Source organism: Rubripirellula reticaptiva, from assembly GCF_007860175.1.
Taxonomy (GTDB): domain Bacteria; phylum Planctomycetota; class Planctomycetia; order Pirellulales; family Pirellulaceae; genus Rubripirellula; species Rubripirellula reticaptiva.
In genome coordinates this window covers 448,214-468,499 of sequence record NZ_SJPX01000005.1, presented here as the reverse complement: position 1 = coordinate 468,499, position 20,286 = coordinate 448,214, and the positions used below count along the sequence as shown (strand labels likewise).

The following is a 20,286-nucleotide window of genomic DNA, read 5'->3' as shown; positions in this document are numbered from 1 at the left end:
TCTTGCCATTTCAAAACATGATCACGATGAAACCGAAATTGATCAGCGTTGTGCTGTCGACCTACAACCAACCCGCCTGGCTCGAAAAAGTTTTGTGGGGATACTCGGTCCAACAACACCGCGAGTTTGAAATTGTCTTGGCTGATGACGGTTCGCGAGTCGAAACAGCAGAGTTGGTAAAACGGTTGCGTGATGAAACGTCGTTGACGATCAAGCACGTTTGGCACGCTGATGACGGGTTTCGCAAGAGTACGATCTTAAACCGCGCGCTCGAAGCGGTTGCAGGCGAGTACGTGTTGTTTTCCGATGGTGACTGTATCCCGCGATCAGATTTTCTGGCCCAGCATTATGCGGCTCTCGAGCCACAGCGTTTTTTGTCAGGCGGGTACTACAAGTTGCCAATGTCGGTCAGCCAATCGATCACGCCCGAGGACATCCGCAGCGGTGACGCGTTCAAGCTGTCCTGGCTGCGAAAGCACGGTCTGCCGGCGTCGCACCGATGGCTGCGCCTGGTCAGTGGCCGTGCCAGCAAGTTGCTAAACCAAATCACGCCGACACGTCCAACCTGGAACGGTAATAACTCGTCGGGCTGGACAACCGATGTGGTCGCTGCCGGCGGCTTCGACGAGCGAATGCGATATGGTGGCCAAGACCGTGAACTGGGCGAGCGACTCGAAAACGCTGGCGTTCGTGGCAAGCATGTGCGATTCCAAACCGTTGTCTTGCATTTGGATCACGGTCGCGGATACGCCAACGCCGAGGACTTGCAACGCAATCTAAACATCCGAAAACAAACGGTCACGTCAGGTCGCAAGCGAACGGATTACGGACTGCCAAACGCGGCTTAAGCAAACCAGAATTCTGATTCGCGATTGCCGCACTTGTGATGGATTCCGGCGGCTTTCATTCGGGCCAGCGGATGTCGCCCTTGCGTTGGCGGGCGACCCATTTTTTGATTCCGGGTGCTCGCCGAACGGCGTTGTCTTGCTCGGCGCGGAAATACAAGGTCGTTCCGGTGATCTTGTTCAAGTTCTCGAGCGCAAGAACTCGTACCGCCATCGCTTCAGAATCTAGCAAGTTGACTAACGTTTCATCGTCGCCTTCGACCAATTGCTTCTGCGAATAGCCTGTCAACAAACGCATGATCGCCGTTGCATTGGTTGCGTCCATCTTTGTGATCGACTTTTCCAATTGTTCTGCAGCGATCGCGCTGCGGTCGACAGTGGCGACGAGTTCCAGAAAGTGCTCGGGCCAGTAAGCGCGTTGTTTTGTTTCGCTAAGGATTCCGTCGTTGCCAAAATAGACGTCGCCTTGACCCATGTGCAACAAAGTTTCGGCAGCAAGAGCGGCCACTTCGCTGCGCCGAAATAGGGTGGCTTCGCGAAGCGCGATCTCAAGCGGTTGATCACTCTTGATCAGTTCTAGCAATCCTTCGCGAGCACTAGCGGCAAGCGAGGTTGCTGTGGGAGAAACTGGACTGATCCAAGCAGGTACTTCGTCGACTGGCGAAGTCGTCGGTGCAGCCGCGCCGCGTTTGACCCATTGCAGACCCGTATTGAGTGTTTCTTCGCCCTGTTCGGCCGCCAAGTCAATCGACCCCTGGACCGACAAAACGCCGGCCAATTCGATTCGATTCTCGGATACTTTCGGATCATAACCCGGTGCGCGAAAGTGCTTGACGCTGGCCGCCGCGACCGACCCGATGTCTGCAAATGACAGCGTGACCAGTTCGTTGCCCAGCGCTAAATCGATGCGGACGTCTGGCTTGTTCGATTTCATCAGCAGTCGACCGCTGATCACCGCCAACGCCGATTCGCCAGTCCCATCGGCAACCCAAACGACTTCGGCTGGTCCGACCAACGTCACGTCAAAGCCGGAGACCGATGTCATCGTCGCGCGGAACGTGGGCGGACAAACGATCGAGTAGCCAGGGACAACGGTCATGCCCTTCTTCAAACGCACCCACTTGGGTGCTTCACCAGGCAATCCCTTGTTGGTCGCCACCAACGTGTTCTCCGTCGTGATCGTTGCGATCTCGGGTGCCGCTGCATTGGCGACTCCAAGGTTCTCGCCGCTGACTTCTGCGGTCATCTCGCTGGCGAGTGGCGGTTCAGGTCCGTCGCCCGGCGGCAGCGACGCATCGCTGGCTGGCGGAAGTGCTGCCACGCTCGGCGACGGTGGTGCCATTTCGGTAAACGTATCGTCTTCGTCACCGGGATCGGAAAGTCCGCCATCTGCCATGGCTGGCGTTGGTGGTGCGAGCACCTGAACGTCCAGATCGCCGTCGTTTGTCATCTCGACCCCCACGTCGGGTTCGGTTTCAGGTTCGATGATGTCGGGACGCCCGAGATCGGGTTCTGCTATCGCGGCGGGTGGTGGCAACATTTCGGCGTCCGAAAAATCGTCGGCTTCGGTGGTCGGTTCGATCTCAACCATCGGCGGTGACAGGTCCGGTGGAACTTCAATGTCTGGCGTCGAAACAGTGTCTCGGTCGACTAAGTCCCTATTGACCAAGTCGCTATCTACCAAGTCGGCGACCTCGGTGCCGCGATTCAGTAGCGGTGCAAACAGCCGCGTCATCGCAAACAATAAGACTCCGGCGAGTGCTAATGAAACCAGCCATGGCGCGATCCGCGAAGTTCGAATGGATCCACCATAGATCGCCGTGTCAGTGCGGTCTCGTTTCTTTGAACCAGCAATCGCAGGTGTTTTGCCCTTCCCCGCTGCGGCGTCAGCGATCACACCTGATTCGCGGATCCGCGTCGGTGCGTCGGATACGCCTGTGTCGCTCGGTCCAACCGGAGTAACGGGACCGCCAGAATGAGTCAGTGGCGAGTCCATCGTCGGCGCGTCGAAGATGTCGTGGACGACCGGCGGTGGATCATCAATCGACAAGGACGAAAATCGACTGCTCGATGACGCAATCCGCTCGATCTCTCGTTCGGGAAGTTCATAGATCCGGTTCCGCAGCGCCGGCGGGACATCAGCCGTCTTGCCCAGCACCATGGTTAGGATTTGGTGACACGCCGCAGCTTCGGCCAGACGCGAATCCGATTCCAAACACGCCCGTTCGATCTCGGCGACCTGTTCGGTCGGCAGCGTGCTGTCCAGGTACTCGCCGATCGCATTGGCGTCCTCGTTCGGGCCGACCGCATCGGGGCGCAAGGCCGTCAGAGCTGGATTGACCAGCCCGGCTCGTAAACGCTGGACCAACTGAGTCGCAAACCCACTCTCGGCCAGCTTTTGACGCAGAACTTCAGCGTCCTGCGGCTCAAGAGTATTGTCGAGGTAAGCCAGAAGGGTGCGGAGGGTCAGTCGCATGATTTTTCTCGCGGAAAAGCCGGATCAAATTGTCGCTATCTCGTTAGTGACAGCGACGGCAAAGATCCGTGCAAGAAAGTTGAACTTCTGAGCAAATGCCACCAAAATCGGATGATTAACGGGCAGTCTTGCCATCCGAAACCTCGCCGAGGCCTGAATCGATCCACCGGGCGATGGTATCGAGCGTCGCCAATTGGTCTGGCGCTGGTTCATCGGAAGCCATTGGTTTGCCGACCGAGAGCCAGAGGAAGTTGGTTTCGGTCTGCTGGGTGAAGTTCAATCGTTTTCCCGAACCCGGCTCGATGGCGACCTGGCTATTTTCGTCATGGATTGCTACGGGAAGTTGGATTCCATTGAAGTTTTTCCAAGTGATTTTTTCGAGTTCTTTAAACACGAACTTTTTCAATTCCGCGTTAAAGTAGTACGACTTTCGTTGGGTTGGACAAAGCGATTCTAAATCGAAAGTCCATTCGTATTTCACTGTCGGTACGCCATCCTTTTCAAACGTCTGCCGCACCAATGCCGACTGGTTGTTGATCAGCGAAGAACTCATGCCTTCTTGAGAAACTGCCTGCGTTTTCCAAAACTCGCGATTGAACGTCGAACTCGCGTTGTCCGGAAAGGCATGGAAACCAAGTGTGTGAAAAAAAGGCAGTCGAATCGACATGCTGAGCGGTTTCTGGTCTGGCACGTGAATCCGCCGCTTGCCTTGCGAGTCCGTCATCATTGCCTGGCGGTTTCTGACCATCTCGATTAAGAAGATCCCGTCATAGGTTTTCATTTCGCCGGCGCTGTCGAATTGGTTGCTCATTGTCCGCCGGGCAACAATCGTTCTCTCCGAATCGGGATCGTGATAGCAACGAACTTTCTGGTCCTGCACTCGCCGTGCCCCCGGTCGGTTGCTTTCGAATTTCGATGTGTACGCCAAAGAGTAGGCATGCAGCGATTCGTTGTTCGCGATGAGTCCTTCAATCAACGAGGCGGCGAACCGACTGCCGTCCTTGTCAGCGTCGCCGTCGGCTTCCTGGCCCAACGAAACAGAACTCAACGAAACAGAACTCAACGCTAAAACGCACAACAAGACAATCAAGCGAGGCATCTTCTGGATCCTGATTTCGAACACTTAGGGACGGCTAGGAACAATCGCGACCGATTTGTCGCTGACGCGATCCTTGCCCCAGTGAATGTCCCACATGACAGACGGTTTAGTCGTCGCATTCGATGACTCATCAAGTTTTGCTGGGTCAATCGTCAAACGGAATCTCTGGACATTCGAGCTGACTTCCGTCAACTCGGTCTTGAGTTTAACCGCTCGTTCGCCAAGACTCGCTGTACAGAAAACGGCATCTGACACATTCGCCGGTTCTGTTGTTGTCGTTGCGATATCATCGTCTTTGTCCGCATTGGGTTGCTCGCGGATCAACATCCCTGACGCGACCCACCGATCACTGTTCGCTAGCGGGCGAAACACCAACTTCGAAGGGAACACTCGGATGCGAGCTCGCTGGACCATGGTGATATGAACGACACGGACTTTGTTGGTCACCGTATCAGTGATCTCGAGATCTCCGTGTACGCCTTCGGTTGGAATGTAAGCTAACTCGGCCGCCACCTCGATTTCGGCTTGGCCGCCGGATCCTCGATTTGTCACACCGATGTCCAACAAATTGACAATTTCGGAGCCCGAGAATCGAAAGTTCTTGGGATCAACGGGTGGTGAAAACGTGACGTCGAGTACCTTGGTAAACCTGGTTTCCGATTCGCCTTTTAAAGTGGACGCGATCAACAAGACGCTATCCGGCGAGACCGAGAACAACCCTTTTAGCTTCGAGCTGACCGTTAGCGTCGCGCTCGCTCCTCGAACACCACGCGGTGGACGGAATTCGATCGATTGTTCCCAGACATGCTTCGAAAAATTCGCTTGCGGTTGCAAAACAAGGTCGACTCGGCATGACTGGCCCGCCGCAAGCGTTGGTTGAGTAGGTTTAACCTTGATGAGATTGTAGGTCGCTACGGAATTTTCGAGATTGAGTGTCTCAGATGTTTCGTTGGCCAACATCATCTGGACGACGTGGTCCTTGCCGGTTTCTAGCCCGTCGATCTGAAGCATGCCTACGTTTACAAACGGTGACTTTGCGCGGATCGCTACCGAAACCTTTTGCGGTGGCGGCGTGTTTGTTTTGTTATCCGCTGAAACGATCGCGTCTGACCTTAAGCAGATGGCGAATGCAAGGATGCTTAGCCATAACCGACAAGAAACCAGAAGAATCAATCTGTGCGGAACCCACATCACGCTGCTCCCAGAAGCGGCTAGCCCAACTGAGATCGCTGATCTCAAAATCTTGATCAGCAATCCGATAACGGCACTATTTTCACGGCACCGTGACCTGGTGGGCAAGTCGCTATTGGGAAATTCATGAGAAATGATTTCCACAATCACGTCTGCCCCGCGAGCGATGTGGCGCGGGGGCAGGCAGAGCCTATAAAACGCTAAAGCGTCACGTCGCTGGGTTTGACCGCTTGGCGGACTTGGCGAGTTTCGATTTCCTTGGTCAATCGAGCAATTGCCTCCGCGATCGGCATCGAACCCAGGTCGCCATCGATCCGGTCTCGCAGCGCCACTTGGCCGGTTTCCGCTTCTTTGGGACCGACGACCGCCATGTAGTTGACGAGGTCCAATTGCGCGTTGCGGATCTTGGCTTGAACCTTGCCGCCGGTGTTGTCGACCGTGGCTTTCAAACCAGCGTCCGACAATTGCTTGGCGACTTGGACGGCATAGTCGATCGATTTGTCGCTTAGCGGTAGCACGCGGATTTGTTCGGGCGACAACCACATCGGAAACGCACCCGCAAAGTGCTCGATCAGCACGCCGACGAATCGTTCGAGCGAGCCGAATGGAGCGCGGTGGATCATGACGGGGCGGTGAGTCGTGTTGTCGCCGCCAGCGTATTCCAGCTTAAACCGTTCGGGCAAGTTGTAGTCCAACTGGACCGTGCCGAGTTGCCACGAACGACCGATGCAGTCGCGGATCATGAAGTCGGCCTTTGGTCCATAGAATGCGGCTTCGCCAGGCTCTTCGTTGAAGTCCAAACCCGACTGTTGCAGCACGCCTCGCAGCGCGCCTTCGGCGTTGTCCCACTGCTCTTCGGTACCGACATACTTGCTGCTATCCGGATCTCGCAGCGACAATTGAACGCGGTAGTCGTCCAGGCCGACCGATTTCAACACGAACTTGGTCAGTTCGATGGTGGCGCGGAATTCTTCTTCGACTTGATCGGCAGTGCAGAAAATGTGCGCGTCGTCTTGGGTCAGTCCGCGAACACGTAGCAGACCGTTCAATTCGCCGGTCTGTTCGTGACGGTAAACGGTACCGAACTCAAACAAACGCAGTGGCAATTGGCGATACGAACGTGGTTGAGCCTTGAACATGTAGCAGTGATGCGGACAGTTCATCGGCTTCAGCAAGTAACGTTCGTTCTCGGTTTGCCAATCGTGCAGCGCTCCTTGCTTGGCTTCCGACGACGCCGATGGCTTGTAGTGATTCAGTTTGACACCGAACACTTCTGCCGCCGCCATCAACTTGTCCTCGTCGTCTTTCGACAACGATCCGTCGGCCAGGCGTTGGCTCCAGGCGTCCAACATGCCGCCGACCTCTTGACCGTACAGGGGCGCAAATTGGCTGTCGCGATAGTACGGAAAGTGGCCGCTGGTTTCGTACATTTCAACGCGGCCGATGTGCGGGCTGTAGACCGGATCGTAGCCTCGCGAAAGCAGTTCTTTACGCAAGAAGTCTTCCAACGCCACGCGAACTCTCGCGCCCTTGGGCAACCACAGACACAGTCCTTGGCCGACTTCGGGGTTGATCGAAAACAATCCGTGTTGCTTGCCCAGCACGCGGTGGTCGCGTCGCTTGGCCTCTTCGAGTTGTTCCAAGTAAGCCGCCAGTTCTTTCTTGTCAAAGAACGCGGTGCCATAAAGTCGTTGTAACGACCGTCCCGACACGTCGCCTTTCCAGTGCGACCCGGCGACGCTCATCATCTTGATCGCTTTGATCTTTCCGGCGTCAGGAATGTGAGGCCCGCGGCACAAGTCCACGAACTCACCTTGACGATAGAAGCTGACTGATTCTTGATCCGACAAACCGGTATCGATGTGTTCGACTTTTAGGTCTTGGTCCAAGTCGTCAAGCAACTTGCGGGCTTCGTCGCGCGACAACGAGAAGCGTTCGAACGGTTCTTTGTCTTTGATGATCTTTTTGATTTCGGCTTCGATCTTCGGAAAGTCTTCTTCGCTGAGAGTTTCCGGAATGTCAAAGTCGTAATAGAAGCCGCCGTCGGTGGTCGGCCCGAACGCCAAAGAGACGCCTTTGTACAAACGCATGACAGCGCGAGCCATCACGTGGGCGGCCGAGTGACGCAGCACATCAAGCGCTTCGCGATCGCGGCTGGTCAACAACTTCAGTGCGAGCGGTGCAGCGGATTCAGCAAGCTCGCCCAACGGGCGGTCGGCGTCGACGATCTTGCCAGCCACGTCGGCTGCGATGACGCTGCGGGCGAGTCCCTCGCTGATCCCCTTGGCGATATCCATCGGCGTGGTTTCAAAAGGGTGACTGGCCAGGGTTCCATCGGGCAACTGGACTTGGACGTTCGCGCTCATCGCAACTCGGGGGGCAAATGGTTTAGGGTCGTCCTGGCATACCAAAGGCCAGAATCGGTCAACGTCAAGGATGATGGCGCAACGGCCAAAGCGTCAATGCCGAGTTGGGACACGGAAACCGGCTGGCTGGATCGGGGGCAAACGGCATGCAGCCCGGGGGGGTTAATGCTCCTGTTTTATATTGGTTTCCCTGCAGGAACCTTTCGGACTTGACAATTTGAGGGATTCAAACGATTGTTTAAAACTGTTGTTTGAATCCGCCGGAGCAGTGAAAAGCTTGTCTGACGCCCCGTCAACGACCGAATTGGACACGCGAGCGAAGCTACTGGAGGCTTCCGGGCCTGTGTTTGCAGCGCGAGGATTCGATCGAGCGACAGTACGTGAGATCTGTGCGGCGGCGGGGGTCAATGTGGCCTCAGTGGGCTACCATTTTGGCGACAAATTGGGGCTTTACCGCGAGTTGATTCGACAAATTCGCGAATCACGCCAACGCCAGTTTCCGACTCCGTATGCTTCTGTGGATGATGACCCCTCTGCGTCGCTGGCGAGAGTCGTGCGAACACTGATGTCGCGGATTCTGGCAGCGGATCCGTCGGGGTGGGAATCACAATTGTTCATGCGCGAGATGCAGAACCCAACGCCGGTGTTCGAGGACATTGTGGTTGAGTACTTCAAACCGCTGCACGATCGACTGCTTCAAAATATCACGGTATTGATCAATGATCCGTCAGTCTCGGATCATGTCATCCAGCAATTGGCTCTAAGCGTCGTCGGCCAGTGCGTTCACTACAAAGTCGGCGCCGATGCAATCAAGTTGTTGGTCCCCGCCCAGCAACGTGAATTGCATTTTGACGTCGAAACCATCAGCCGACATATCACTGCGGTGACTTTAGCTGCCATTCGCAGCGACGAAGTGATCCGCCCTGAAAACTTACTATAAATCTCATGCAAAATAGTTCTGAACCTAGCACTGAATCCTCGCCGGTGAAAATTGACACATCGGTCGATCCGAAGGCATCCAAGTCCGCGCCCTCGCGACTTGCTGCTTTTAAGAATGGAGTGTTGTTCAACGTCCTGATTCCGCTGGGGCTGCTCGCATGTGCTGGAGCAGCGGTAGTGATGTTGGGGACCGTTGAACCGGCGACTCGGCCATCTACCGATACGACTCGGGATGGCCGCTTGAAGGCGTTGCCGCCCGTACGTGTTCAACAACTTCAGTCACTCGAACAGACCGGCCAACCTCTGCGTTTGCAAGTCGATGGCACCGTGGTTCCGTACCGTGAAGCACGTGTGGCGGCCGAGATCGCAGGCAAGGTGGTTTTCAAAGCTGTTGAATGTGAAGCAGGTTCGTATGTCACCGCGGGCCAGTTGCTGATGAAGATTGATGCAACGGACTACGAGTTGGAAGTCGACCGACTGACTCGCATGAAAGAACAAGATTATCAGGCGCTTCGCGAAGTTGATCAGGAAATGGCCAACGCGAAGCGGTCGATTGAAGTCGCAAAGCAAGATCTTGCATTGCAACAAAAAGAAGTCGACCGACAAAACGCGATGCCGGCCGGTTACGCTTCGCGAGCGGAAATCGATCAAGCAAATCGTGCTCTGTTGGCATCGCGACAGCAGTTGGTCAACTTTGAAAACCAGTTTGATCTGCTGGTCCAACGCCGGATCCGGCTGGAGTCGTCCGAACGATTGGCTGACACACAGCTTCGTGGCGCGGAAACGAACTTGGCACGCACCGAAATCCGAGCACCCATCGAAGGCGTGATCGTCGCCGAGGAAGCTGATCTGAACACGTTCGTCTCTCGTGGCACGACTCTGGTTGTGATCGACGATACGTCGAAAGTAGACGTGTCCAGCAGCCTGCGAATGGATCAACTTTACTGGGTTCTCAATCAAGGCAACGAAACCGTCGATACGGCGTCGCGCAACTACGACTTGCCAGAAACGCCAGCGATCATCGAATACGAAATGTCGGGACGTGACAACGTCGTGTACCGGTGGAACGGGCGACTTTTGTCGTACAACGGCATCGGCTTGGATCCCACGACGCGGACGGTTCCCGTACGAGTCGTGGTCGATAATCCTCAGGAAATGGTTGATGAAAACGGTAAGCCTATAACCAAAACGGGCACGCCGGCACTGGTCCGTGGCATGTATGTGCGGGTGAAGTTGATGATCAAACCCAAGGCTTCGTTGGTCGTCATTCCCGCTCGCGCTTTGCAACCGGGCAATCGAGTCTTTCAATTTATGCCAGACGAATCGGTTTTGGAAACGACTGAAACGGAAGTCACTGGCGATCTGGCGGACGACGGTTTTAATGCCAAACGATGGGAGCCTGGAAAAGTAATTGTGCGCCGTAGCGTGGTTCCGGTCGACACATTGACGTTGGGCAATGTGTCGGGATCTCAACAGACGCTATCAACTGATACCAATGCAAGCGGCGATCGAGTTTCGGCGTTTGAGGGCGCCAATCGAATGTGGGTTTGTGAAGTCCAAAGTCCTGAACTTGTCAGCGGCTCTTACGTCGTCGTTTCACCGCTCGGTGGTTTCGACGATGGTTCGATGCCCGTGCGAGCCGAACGTCTCGATGGCGACGGTGCTGCTCCGGCCGATGCTGATCAATCGGTGGCGTCTCGCGCGAAAAATACGGAGGGTGCGTGATGAGAAAAGTCATTGCATGGGCAATTTCGAATGCCCCCGGCATGAACATGTTGATGTTGGCGTTGATGTTGGTTGGTGGAGTGTCATTGTGGAAAATGCGACGCGAGGTGTTCCCCGCTTTTGAACTTGAAATCGTCATGATTTCGGTGCCTTACCCGGGTGCGACACCTCAGGATACCGAAGAAGCGATTTGCCAGAAGATCGAAGAAGCGATTCGGTCGATCGACGGGATCAAAAAGGTGACCTCGATCGCTCAAGAGGGCAGCGGATTCGTGCTGGCGGAACTGCGCGCCGATGTCAAAGACGTGCAAAAGGTGATGGCTGAAATCGATCGCGAAGTCGATCGCATCCCCAGCTTTCCGGTCTTGGCCGAAGACCCATTGATCCAGCAGATCACGTTTCGCGAAGCCGCGATCCGCGTCGGCGTCGTTGGACCGGCCGATCGTACACGCGAAGGCGAGCTGAAACTTCGCGAGGTCGCTGAAAGCGTTCGCGACGACATTCTTCGATTGCCCTCGGTGTCGTCGGCGTCGGTTATGGGCGCTCGTCCGTATCAGATCGACGTTGAAATCCCCGAGGCTACGCTGCGTAGTTATGGATTGTCGCTGGCCAGTGTGGCGCAAACCATTCGTGCTAGGAACGTGGAGTTGCCCGGTGGAAACCTGAAATCCGAAGGCCAGGAAATCCTGCTGCGGGCGAAGAACAAGGGTCGCATCGGCGAAGAAATTGGGCGACTGCCGGTCATCACACAACCCGGCGGCGTCGTACTGACCGTCAACGACTTGGGAACCGTTCGCGACGAGTTTCAAGACATCACGTCGGTAGGCGAGATCAATGGCGAACCAGCGATGGTCGTCAATGTCGAGCGTACAAAAACGGAAGACTTGTTGGCGATGGTTGATGCGGTTCGAGCGCACGTCGCCACGGCAGAGTTGCCCGAAGGGTACCGGTTCGAGGTTTGGGGCGACAGCAGCACCGAGGTTCGCGGTCGATTGAACTTGTTGCTGCGCAATGGTGCGCAAGGGTTGTTGTTGGTGTTCTTGGTGCTGACGTTGTTCTTGGAAATGCGTTTGGCGTTCTGGGTCGCGATGGGAATTCCGATTTCGATTTTGGGTGCCGGATTGTTTTTGTCTTATGGCGGGCAAACGCTAAACATGCTGAGTCTGTTTTCGTTCTTGGTCGCACTTGGCATCGTGGTCGATGACGCGATTGTGATTGGTGAGAACATCTATGCGCACATCCAAATGGGAAAGTCGCTCAAGCAAGCTTCGATCGACGGGACTTTGGAAGTCATGGGTAGCGTCGCAGCGTCCGTGACCACGACCGTGATAGCGTTTTCGCCGATGTTTTTTGTATCCGGCGTGATGGGAAAGTTTATGGGCGTGATCCCCTTCGCCGTGATTGCGATGTTGGTGATCTCGTTGTGGGAAAGCGTGTTCGTATTGCCGACTCACTTGGCGCACAAGCACACCGGATTCTTTCGATTGTTGTCGGTGCTAACGTATCCGCTGCGTCCGGTCGGCATGGCGCTGAACTGGTTGTCGCTGCGAACGGGCTGGGGCTTGGATTGGGTGGTGGCTCGGTTGTACGTGCCAACACTAAAGTTCTCGCTGCGACATCCCTTGGTGCCGATCGCGTTTGCGATTTCGTTGTTTATCTTTACCGGCGGATTGATTCGCGGTGGCGTCGTGCCGTCGATTCTGTTCCCCAAGACGGACAACAACAATCTGCAAGCGACGATAGCGTTTCCCGATGGTACGCCGGCTGCGGAAACGGACAATGCGACTCGCAAGATGGAAGAAGCCCTTCGCCGGATCAGCAAGCGAATCGGAAAAGAGCACGCCGAACGATTGGGAGTTCCGGTCGAAGAAATCTATACGTCCGATGAAGGAGTGGGCGAAGGTCCGGTTCGGATGACGTATCGCGACGTCGGTACGATTACCAACCTGAACAACGCTGCCGGCGGTGGTGGCGCCGGTTCGCATGTTGGCCAGATTTTTGCAGAACTGTTCGATACCGAGATCCGTGACGTTCGCAGCGATGATTTGATTTCGATGTGGAGAGCCGAAACGGGCGAGTTCCCCGGTTCAGAGCGGATCACCTACGGTACCGTGGGGGTTGGTCCAGGCGGTAAGGCGATCGAATTCAAGTTGCTAGCGCCTGGTAAGGACGTTGACCAGTTGGTCGCGGCGACTGAAAAAATCAAAGCGAGACTTGGTCAGTTCGCCGGTGTCTATGACATCGCGGACGACAACACGCCTGGAAAGTGGGAGTTCCAATTTCGGGTCAAGGATCGCGCGTTGGCAACGGGCGTGACGCCGACTGATCTTGGCGAAACCGTCCGCAACGTTTACTTCGGCGCCGAAGTAATGCGACTGCAGCGTGGTCGTCACGAAGTCAAGTTGATGGTTCGTTACCCCGAAGAAGAACGACGCAGCTTGGTTGATTTTCGCGAAATCCGAATTCAAACGCCCGACGGAAGCCAACGTCCAATCACTGAACTTGCCGAAGTTAATTTGAGCCGCGGGTTTTCGGAGATCAACCGAGTCGACCAGCGACGAAGCATCACGATCAGTGCGGACTTGGATGAAACCAAAGCCAACGCAAACCTGATCATCGGCGAGTTACAAAAGTCGTTCGTCCCAGAACTGCAGCTGGAATATCCAGCGATCGATGTTCGTTGGGAGGGACAACGTGAACAAAGCAATGAATCGGTTGGCAGCCTGATCACCGGATTTGGCATCGCCATTGTCGCGATGTTTGTGTTGTTGGTGCTGCAGTTTCGAAGTTACTTTCAACCACTATTGATTCTGGCCATCATCCCGTTCGGTATGATCGGTGCGGTTTGGGGACATGCGTTTTTAGGGTTGCCGCTAACTCTGTTCAGCATGTTCGGTTTGGTCGCTCTTGCCGGTGTGGTGGTGAATGACTCGATCGTGTTAATCGACTTTATCAACGCACGCGTTCGCGATGGTGTGCCGATTCGCGAAGCACTGGTCGAGTCGGGGCAGCGCCGGTTTCGTCCGATCATTTTGACCAGTTTGACAACGATCGCTGGGTTGATGCCTCTGATCACCGAGAAGTCGTTTCAAGCGCAGTTGCTGATTCCGATGGCCGCCAGTTTGGCGTTCGGTTTGATGTTGGCAACGGTTTTGGTGTTGATCCTGATCCCGGTGTTCTACTTGCTGTATTTGAACATGATCGAAATGTTGGGATTCAGTCTTGTCGAGGAAGACGAGTAACCTGATATGGTTCCCATCACACCGCTGGTCGATCGCTTTGGCCGTGTCCATGACAGCGTTCGCATCAGCGTGACGGATCGATGCAACATCCGCTGCTTCTACTGCATGCCGGAAACGGGCGCTCAGTTCATGAACAAGGATCGGTTGTTGTCGTTCGAAGAAATTCGGCGACTGGCGACGATCCTGGTCACTCGGGCCGGTGTTCGTGACATTCGAATTACCGGCGGCGAACCGCTGGTGCGTCGTGAGTTGTCGACGCTGATCAGCAAGCTTGCTGCGATTGACGGTTTGGAAGACCTGTCGATGACCACCAATGGGATCTTGCTAGCCGAGCATGCGGCCCAGTTGCGAGAGGCTGGGTTGCGACGCGTCAATATCTCGTTGGACACGCTCGACGCCGATGTTTTTCGCAAGATTTCTAGGCGAGACGGTTTGGAAAAGACGATCGCCGGCATCGACGCTGCCATCGCGGTTGGTTTTGATTCGGTAAAACTGAATTCTCTAGCGATCACGGGCATTACCGAGAAAGAAGTCGCGGCGCTGGTACGTTTTGCAATCGACCGTAGGGTCACAATGCGTTTCATCGAGTTTATGCCGCTAGATACCGACAAGGCTTGGACACACGACAAAGTTTTGACGGGCGATCGGTTGTTGGTGATCTTGCGAGATCACTTTGGTGAAGTGATCGAGCGTCCGCGCTCGGTGGCGTCTCAGCCGGCCGAAGAATTTTTGGTCGACGGACATCCGGTCGGAATCATTCGTTCGGTGACGGCTCCGTTTTGTAGCGGGTGCAATCGGATTCGGATTACGGCGGATGGCGGAGTGCGTAACTGTTTGTTCGCAGCCGGCGAAACGCCGCTTCGCGAATTGATGCGATCCGGTGCAACGGACGAAGAACTGCTCGCTCAGGTGCAAGCATCGGTTACGGGAAAGGCCGCGGCGCACGGGATCGACGAAGACGGATTCATCCCGCCCGACCGTCCGATGTATGCGATCGGTGGATAGTGGTTAGAGCTCGTTTTCTAGGTGGATGTCGTATGCGCTGTTGCTTTCGTTTTCTTTGGTTCGCTTTTTTCACGTCGTCAATTCTCTGTCTGACGCGGGCGACTGCGCAGCCAAGCGTTGCCAGCGATCCGCCGCGACTGAATCTGCTGGTCATCATGGCCGACGATCTCGGCTATGGTGACTTGGGTTGCTACGGCAGTAGCGTCCATCGCACTCCGCACATCGATCGCTTGGCCGATGAAGGGATGCGGTTCACCGATTTCTATGTCACGTCGTCCGTGTGTACGCCGACTCGGGCGGCGTTTCTGACCGGGCGTTTACCGCGTCGCTGCGGCAGTCCCGGAGTGTTGTGGCCGACGTCGACCGAGGATGCTTTGCCCAACGTCGAAGTCACGCTTGCTGAATTGCTGCAAGACGCCGGCTACGCAACTCATCTGAGTGGCAAATGGCATCTCGGTCATGGAAAACCGGAACATTTGCCACAAGCTCATGGATTCGACCACTGGTATGGGATGCCGTATCCGAACGATATGACCGCAGGCCATCCGCAGGAAACTCGTCGCCGAGAAGCATGGCCACCGATGCCAATGATGCTGGACGGCGAGATCGTCGAGCAGCCAATCAATGTCAACCTACTGACCCAGCAGTACACCGCCGACGCGGTGAACTTCATCAGCAAGCATCACGATCGTCCGTTCTTTCTGTTCTTGGCCCACGCGATGCCTCATGCGATCATCGGTGCGTCGCCCGACTTCGTCAGCAAGTCACAAAACGGCTTGTACGGTGACAGTATCGAAGAAATCGATTGGAGCACGGGTGAAGTGATGCGAGCGCTGAAGGCCTTTGGCATCGACGACACAACACTGGTGCTGTTCACCAGCGACAACGGTGCAACGCATCATGTGGCCCATCAACCCGACGAGGTTCAACGTTGGTTTTGTGCAGACATGACTAGCGGCAGCAACGCACCACTGCGCGGTGGCAAGCAGGCGACATTCGAGGGTGGCGTGCGAGTCCCAGGCATCTTTCGGTTGCCAGGCGTCATTGCCCCAGGCAAAGTGGAATCCTCACCCGCGATCATCACCGACATTCTGCCGACGATGCTGGATTATTTAAAAATTCCGCTGCCGGCGGAGCGAGTCTACGATGGACGAACGATCCGGCCGGTGTTGGAAAGTCTCGGCTCGCGTGATGAGACCGACTTCATTTTTGGCGGCAATGAAGCGACCGGCATCCGATCGGGCAAATGGAAGCTACAACTGCCCAAACAGCCGAGTTGGATGTTACCGAAACTAGAGAGTGATCAACCGCTGCTATTCGATTTGAACGTCGATATCGGCGAATCAAATAACATCGCCGAACAACACCCGGAAATCGTGAAGCAACTGTTGAGGAAGATGCAAACCTACGAAGCCGAAACGGAAACTCGGTGACGGGAAGATAAGACGAGCATCATTTTTACGGCGCAATCGTCTCGTCGATATTTTGAGCTCGGTTTACAAACTTGGACAAGTGGGTGAGTTGCCGCGCGCGAGCTTGCTACTGGAAATCTTGGCGCTTGTCACGAAGGTCACAAAAGGGGTCATCACAAAAGGGGTCATCACAAAAGGGATCATCACAAAAGGGGTCATCACAAAAGGGGTCATCACAAAAGGGGTCATCACAAAAGGGGTCATCACAAAAGGGGTCATCACAAAAGGGGTCAGGTCTCTTTTCTGTGTTGCCGCGGCCTGTTAAACTCCGTTTTCCTCTCCGAACATGAGTAACACGATGCCAAGACCTCCTCGAGCTGACGAAGCTGGCGGGCTCTATCACGCACTCAATCGCGGTAACCTCAGAGCTGACATTTTCAAAAAGGACGAGGACTTCGCTGCCTTCGAGCGGATCCTCCAAGAGGCCCTGCAGATTCATCAAATTGAGCTCTTCAGCTACCAACTGATGCCCAATCACTACCACTTGGTTTTGCGACCGTTGGTTGACGGTGAAATGAGTCGATTCATGGGTTGGGTCGGCGGAACCCACACGATGCGGTACCACGCTCACTACAAGACCAGCGGATTGGGCCATGTTTACCAACAGCGGTACAAGAGCTTTCCGATCCAAGACGACGGTCACTTCTTTGTGGTCTGTCGCTACGTCGAACGCAATGCTCTACGAGCCGGATTGGTGGACCGGGCAGAACGCTGGCGTTGGGGATCGCTGTGGCGTTGGATGCAGAGCTCGCCGCCGGACCCAAAACTGCTCTCGCGCTGGCCGCTGCCAAGATTGCCACGGTGGACTCAAAGGGTTAACGAACCACTGAGCCAACACGAGCTCGACGCCGTGCGACTTTCCGCACACCGAGGCCGCCCGCTTGGCGACGAGGGATGGGTAGAGTCGATCGCTAGGAGGTTGAATCTAGAGTCAACCATGCGTCCGCGAGGACGTCCTAAAGCACGAATCGAGCAGCGACAGAAAAGAAAAGAGGCCTGACCCCTTTTGGACCCTCCGAGCCACTGAGCCAACACGAGCTCGACGCCGTGCGACTTTCCGCACACCGAGGCCGCCCGCTTGGCGACGAGGGATGGGTAGAGTCGATCGCCAGGAGGTTGAATCTAGAGTCAACCATGCGTCCGCGAGGACGTCCTAAAGCACGAATCGAGCAGCGACAGGAAAGAAAAGAGACCTGACCCCTTTTGGCCCTCGTTTCCACGGCCAGCCGCGAATCTGTAGCACTGATCGCCTTCCACGAAACTTGGTACGTTCAAACAAAAAAGCCCTGCCGTCGCCGGCAGGGCTATTCTTTTCAAAATCGATTTCGATCTACTTCCTACGGCGACGAACGACAACGCCGATGAAGCCTAAACCGATCAATGCCAAAGAAGATGGCTCGGGAACAGCAGTGATGTGCTCGACCGTGAAGTTGTCGATTTGGGCGAACGCGGTGTTCACTGCAACATCGCCAGAATTGTTACCGAAAGTGAACTGAGGACCAATTGAATTCAAGCCCGCTGTGATCATAGCCTCCGTGATGGTCAAATCCTTCTGAACTGCGATCACATCTCCTACCATCGCATTGGCATAGTCATTCCAAGTGTCAGTGAAAGAAATCACGGCGAATGAAGCATCTTTCAAGTTCCAGTTCACTCCCAATGAAGTTGTGAGAGTCCTGGTCGCTTGAACGTACATGTCAAATTCGACTCGGATAATATCGCCTGCAGCCGGTGATGACAGAACAATCGGAGTAGGTTGATTGCCGACTCCGTTCACTGTCGTGATGGGGCCCGTGGAAAGTACACCGAAACCGTTGGCGGTGTGCGTGTGTAGTTGCCCAACTGATCCTGAAGCAGTTGTAAAGCCCGCATTGGCTACCGTGGTATATCCACGCACACCGTTTCGTGTGGATAGCCCACTAGTAGCGCCGGCACTGGCATAAATACCGCCTGCTGCGGCATCTCCAGCCGCATTCGTGTCCCCAATCGTAGCATTGGCACCAAAACTAAGTGAAGCGTTACCATCGGAAGCGACTAGCGGTGCTTGGTCAACCAAATTACCAAAGTTTTCTGAGTAGATTATCATGCCTGCCTGAGCCGAACTCATTAGCGACCCTAAGACTATCAAGCCCGCAATGATCATCATCAAATATGTCTTATTCATGTTGTGTACTCTCCCCGAATTAAAAATGGTGGAAACTTTCTTTATGGTTGAATTTCAACGTGTGTTTTTCCGCTAGGGTCCACGTGACCACTCATCGCCCGCGACGGTTGAGAAACACAAATATAGATTGATTGATGTCGGATCACCACAGCCAAATTTGAGCCGCCATACCATTTTTAAACCTGCGTCGTGATCTGCGTGCTTTGCTTGCAGTCCGCGAGTGACTTTCTCGTTCATGTTATTTCCTCGCCAAGGTGGATAACGAAACCCTGACCCAAGAAATTGGGGAGTTACGAAAGGCGATGATCGTTTGTCGAGAGCTGACTTCCATAGCCGAAACTTCACACCCAGTCAAAAGGGGCCAGTCAAAAGGAGTCAAAAGGGGCCACCCAAACTTCATTGACCCCACAGGTTTGATTTGTTAGTCTTCCCATGCTCCCAAGCCCCATCCAAGCGGGGCAGATGGAGCCACCCAATATCTGGATCTGCTTTGCGTGCTTCGATCTAGGCTCGATCGTGAACTTATCGAGACAGAACTGGCGCCAAGGCACATCGCGACGGCAAAGTCCGGCCCTTACAAGCCTTGGGCAGCGGATTCTCGCTCGCGCACAGTCAGCGCTGACCGATGCGGATCGCTTCCCGAGCCAAGCTCTCCGGCGTGCCGGCGGCCCGCTTGAACATCCGGCCGAATCTGGAGACCACGTCACACTAGCCCGCCACGTCCAACCCGATCCGAGCTAGGATCGGCGCAAGATACTCCGGGTTCACGCCCACCTTACGCTGATGAAGCTGTCGCGGGAAAAGGTCCCGGACGCTTATTTCCCGCGCGATCCCTAACAAGATGGACGTCAGGCTTTCTATCCTGATACACACAGTATCTTGGTCAGGCTAAAGAAGCCTGACGTATCGCTTAGTTTCCGAACGGGTCGGCACCGAAGGGATCGGCCATTGCGTCGCCGCCGGCGCCACCGGCACCAAACGGATCCGCGTTGCCACCGCCGGCACCAAACGGGTCACCACCGGCGCCAGACGGATCGCCGCCCGCGCCAAAGGGATCCATTCCGCCTGCATCGAATGGGCTGGAAGGTTCCTTTTCCTCGACCTTTTCGACTTCTTCTTCCACCACCGGCTCTGGATCCGGCGTCGTGTTGAATTTAGGCAATGGTGAATTCAGCGGCCGCAGGCACTGAACGGCCCCCGAATCACTGACCAAATACAGTCGGTTCGTGTCTCGATTGGCTAACGCCTGACCCGGTCGAACTTCTGCAAATGTTGAAACCGTTGCTCCCGTTTTCCGATCCAACACCGTCAGCGATCCGCCCATCGTTACGGCATAGACATGGTCACCGATTCCGCCAATCAAGCGAGCGATGTTGGTTGCGGGGGCGTTCCACGACAAATCACCCGTTTCGACATTCATGCAAAAGACACGGCCGTAGGCGGATACCAGCATGACTTGGTCTTCGACGATCAACGATTCGGAGTAGAACGGTTCGCCGAACGGAGTCACCCAGGAGACAAGGCCACTGCGGGTCGCACGAACGGCATAGACTTGGCCGAGACGAACAAAGGGGACGGGGGTCTTTTTTGTGGGGAACGACACTGATAGCCTATTTTTCAGCTAGAACCACGACTTGGAGAGCATCCGATGCCCGGACAGAAACATCTTGTGGCTGAAAGGCTTTATCACGCCTCATAACAAGCAAAGGCGACCTCCCCCTCTTAGTCGACTTAATTCCTACTTTCGCTAAACTTGGCACAC

Annotated in this window: 15 protein-coding genes; 8 read left to right on the top strand and 7 right to left on the bottom strand. The window is 55.1% G+C overall.

What is annotated here, in order from left to right:
• Positions 1-26 precede the first annotated feature (26 nt).
• Complete coding sequence (locus Poly59_RS22855) at positions 27-848, top strand: glycosyltransferase (protein WP_146536424.1); 822 nt, start codon at positions 27-29, stop codon at positions 846-848.
• Between the two features lie 55 nt (positions 849-903).
• Here the strand turns inward: Poly59_RS22855 and Poly59_RS22850 are convergent, their stop codons facing one another.
• The 3 genes from Poly59_RS22850 to Poly59_RS22840 form a co-directional block, all read right to left on the bottom strand.
• Complete coding sequence (locus Poly59_RS22850; protein WP_146536423.1) at positions 904-3,321, bottom strand: hypothetical protein; 2,418 nt, start codon at positions 3,319-3,321, stop codon at positions 904-906.
• 115 nt (positions 3,322-3,436) lie between these two features.
• Entirely contained in the window at positions 3,437-4,420 is a 984-nt protein-coding gene (locus tag Poly59_RS22845; RefSeq protein ID WP_146536422.1) for a hypothetical protein, read from the bottom strand.
• Between the two features lie 24 nt (positions 4,421-4,444).
• Positions 4,445-5,431, bottom strand: a complete 987-nt coding sequence (locus Poly59_RS22840; RefSeq protein ID WP_146536421.1) for a hypothetical protein — start codon at positions 5,429-5,431, stop codon at positions 4,445-4,447.
• Between Poly59_RS22840 and Poly59_RS22835 the strand changes: the two genes are divergently transcribed.
• Positions 5,430-5,741, top strand: coding sequence for a hypothetical protein (locus Poly59_RS22835; RefSeq protein WP_146536420.1), 312 nt, complete (start codon positions 5,430-5,432; stop codon positions 5,739-5,741). The genes Poly59_RS22840 and Poly59_RS22835 overlap by 2 nt on opposite strands.
• 70 nt (positions 5,742-5,811) lie before the next feature.
• On the opposite strand, the gene thrS is transcribed toward Poly59_RS22835, so the two are convergent.
• Positions 5,812-7,977: a threonine--tRNA ligase gene (gene thrS, locus Poly59_RS22830; protein WP_146536419.1), complete on the bottom strand. Its 2,166-nt coding sequence runs from the start codon at positions 7,975-7,977 to the stop codon at positions 5,812-5,814.
• Between the two features lie 268 nt (positions 7,978-8,245).
• On the opposite strand from thrS, the gene Poly59_RS22825 reads away from it, so the two are divergent.
• The 6 genes from Poly59_RS22825 to Poly59_RS22795 all read left to right on the top strand — a co-directional run bounded on the left by Poly59_RS22825 (position 8,246) and on the right by Poly59_RS22795 (position 17,360).
• Complete coding sequence (locus Poly59_RS22825) at positions 8,246-8,917, top strand: CerR family C-terminal domain-containing protein (protein WP_146536418.1); 672 nt, start codon at positions 8,246-8,248, stop codon at positions 8,915-8,917.
• A gap of 5 nt (positions 8,918-8,922) precedes the next feature.
• On the top strand, positions 8,923-10,641 hold the full coding sequence (locus Poly59_RS22820; protein WP_146536417.1) for an efflux RND transporter periplasmic adaptor subunit: 1,719 nt from the start codon (positions 8,923-8,925) through the stop codon (positions 10,639-10,641).
• Positions 10,641-13,883, top strand: a complete 3,243-nt coding sequence (locus Poly59_RS22815) for an efflux RND transporter permease subunit (protein WP_146536416.1) — start codon at positions 10,641-10,643, stop codon at positions 13,881-13,883. The genes Poly59_RS22820 and Poly59_RS22815 overlap by 1 nt, the downstream gene beginning before the upstream one ends.
• A gap of 6 nt (positions 13,884-13,889) precedes the next feature.
• Positions 13,890-14,888: a GTP 3',8-cyclase MoaA gene (gene moaA / locus Poly59_RS22810; protein WP_146536415.1), complete on the top strand. Its 999-nt coding sequence runs from the start codon at positions 13,890-13,892 to the stop codon at positions 14,886-14,888.
• Positions 14,889-14,920: 32 nt separating this feature from the next.
• Complete coding sequence (locus Poly59_RS22805; RefSeq protein WP_146536414.1) at positions 14,921-16,321, top strand: sulfatase family protein; 1,401 nt, start codon at positions 14,921-14,923, stop codon at positions 16,319-16,321.
• Positions 16,322-16,658: 337 nt separating this feature from the next.
• The gene (locus Poly59_RS22795) at positions 16,659-17,360 is read left to right on the top strand and encodes a transposase (RefSeq protein WP_146536413.1); all 702 of its coding nucleotides are present in this window, start codon (positions 16,659-16,661) and stop codon (positions 17,358-17,360) included.
• 330 nt (positions 17,361-17,690) lie between these two features.
• Here the strand turns inward: Poly59_RS22795 and Poly59_RS22790 are convergent, their stop codons facing one another.
• The 3 genes from Poly59_RS22790 to Poly59_RS22785 all read right to left on the bottom strand — a co-directional run bounded on the left by Poly59_RS22790 (position 17,691) and on the right by Poly59_RS22785 (position 20,127).
• The gene (locus Poly59_RS22790; protein ID WP_146536412.1) at positions 17,691-18,524 is read right to left on the bottom strand and encodes a PEP-CTERM sorting domain-containing protein; all 834 of its coding nucleotides are present in this window, start codon (positions 18,522-18,524) and stop codon (positions 17,691-17,693) included.
• A gap of 72 nt (positions 18,525-18,596) precedes the next feature.
• The gene (locus tag Poly59_RS29730; protein WP_186776458.1) at positions 18,597-18,761 is read right to left on the bottom strand and encodes a hypothetical protein; all 165 of its coding nucleotides are present in this window, start codon (positions 18,759-18,761) and stop codon (positions 18,597-18,599) included.
• Positions 18,762-19,434: 673 nt separating this feature from the next.
• Positions 19,435-20,127, bottom strand: a complete 693-nt coding sequence (locus Poly59_RS22785) for an outer membrane protein assembly factor BamB family protein (RefSeq protein ID WP_146536411.1) — start codon at positions 20,125-20,127, stop codon at positions 19,435-19,437.
• Positions 20,128-20,286: the final 159 nt, after the last annotated feature.

What these genes read in the sequence shown, in the direction of transcription:
- moaA (WP_146536415.1), top strand. Translation starts at nt 13,890, where the DNA reads ATGGTTCCCATCACACCGCTGGTCGATCGCTTTGGCCGTGTCCATGAC.
- Poly59_RS22840 (WP_146536421.1), bottom strand. Translation starts at nt 5,431, where the DNA reads ATGCTTCAGATCGACGGGCTAGAAACCGGCAAGGACCACGTCGTCCAG.
- thrS (WP_146536419.1), bottom strand. Translation starts at nt 7,977, where the DNA reads ATGAGCGCGAACGTCCAAGTCCAGTTGCCCGATGGAACCCTGGCCAGT.
- Poly59_RS22855 (WP_146536424.1), top strand. Translation starts at nt 27, where the DNA reads ATGAAACCGAAATTGATCAGCGTTGTGCTGTCGACCTACAACCAACCC.
- Poly59_RS22845 (WP_146536422.1), bottom strand. Translation starts at nt 4,420, where the DNA reads ATGCCTCGCTTGATTGTCTTGTTGTGCGTTTTAGCGTTGAGTTCTGTT.
- Poly59_RS22815 (WP_146536416.1), top strand. Translation starts at nt 10,641, where the DNA reads ATGAGAAAAGTCATTGCATGGGCAATTTCGAATGCCCCCGGCATGAAC.
- Poly59_RS22835 (WP_146536420.1), top strand. Translation starts at nt 5,430, where the DNA reads ATGCCTACGTTTACAAACGGTGACTTTGCGCGGATCGCTACCGAAACC.
- Poly59_RS29730 (WP_186776458.1), bottom strand. Translation starts at nt 18,761, where the DNA reads ATGAACGAGAAAGTCACTCGCGGACTGCAAGCAAAGCACGCAGATCAC.
- Poly59_RS22850 (WP_146536423.1), bottom strand. Translation starts at nt 3,321, where the DNA reads ATGCGACTGACCCTCCGCACCCTTCTGGCTTACCTCGACAATACTCTT.
- Poly59_RS22805 (WP_146536414.1), top strand. Translation starts at nt 14,921, where the DNA reads ATGCGCTGTTGCTTTCGTTTTCTTTGGTTCGCTTTTTTCACGTCGTCA.
- Poly59_RS22790 (WP_146536412.1), bottom strand. Translation starts at nt 18,524, where the DNA reads ATGAATAAGACATATTTGATGATGATCATTGCGGGCTTGATAGTCTTA.
- Poly59_RS22795 (WP_146536413.1), top strand. Translation starts at nt 16,659, where the DNA reads ATGCCAAGACCTCCTCGAGCTGACGAAGCTGGCGGGCTCTATCACGCA.
- Poly59_RS22820 (WP_146536417.1), top strand. Translation starts at nt 8,923, where the DNA reads ATGCAAAATAGTTCTGAACCTAGCACTGAATCCTCGCCGGTGAAAATT.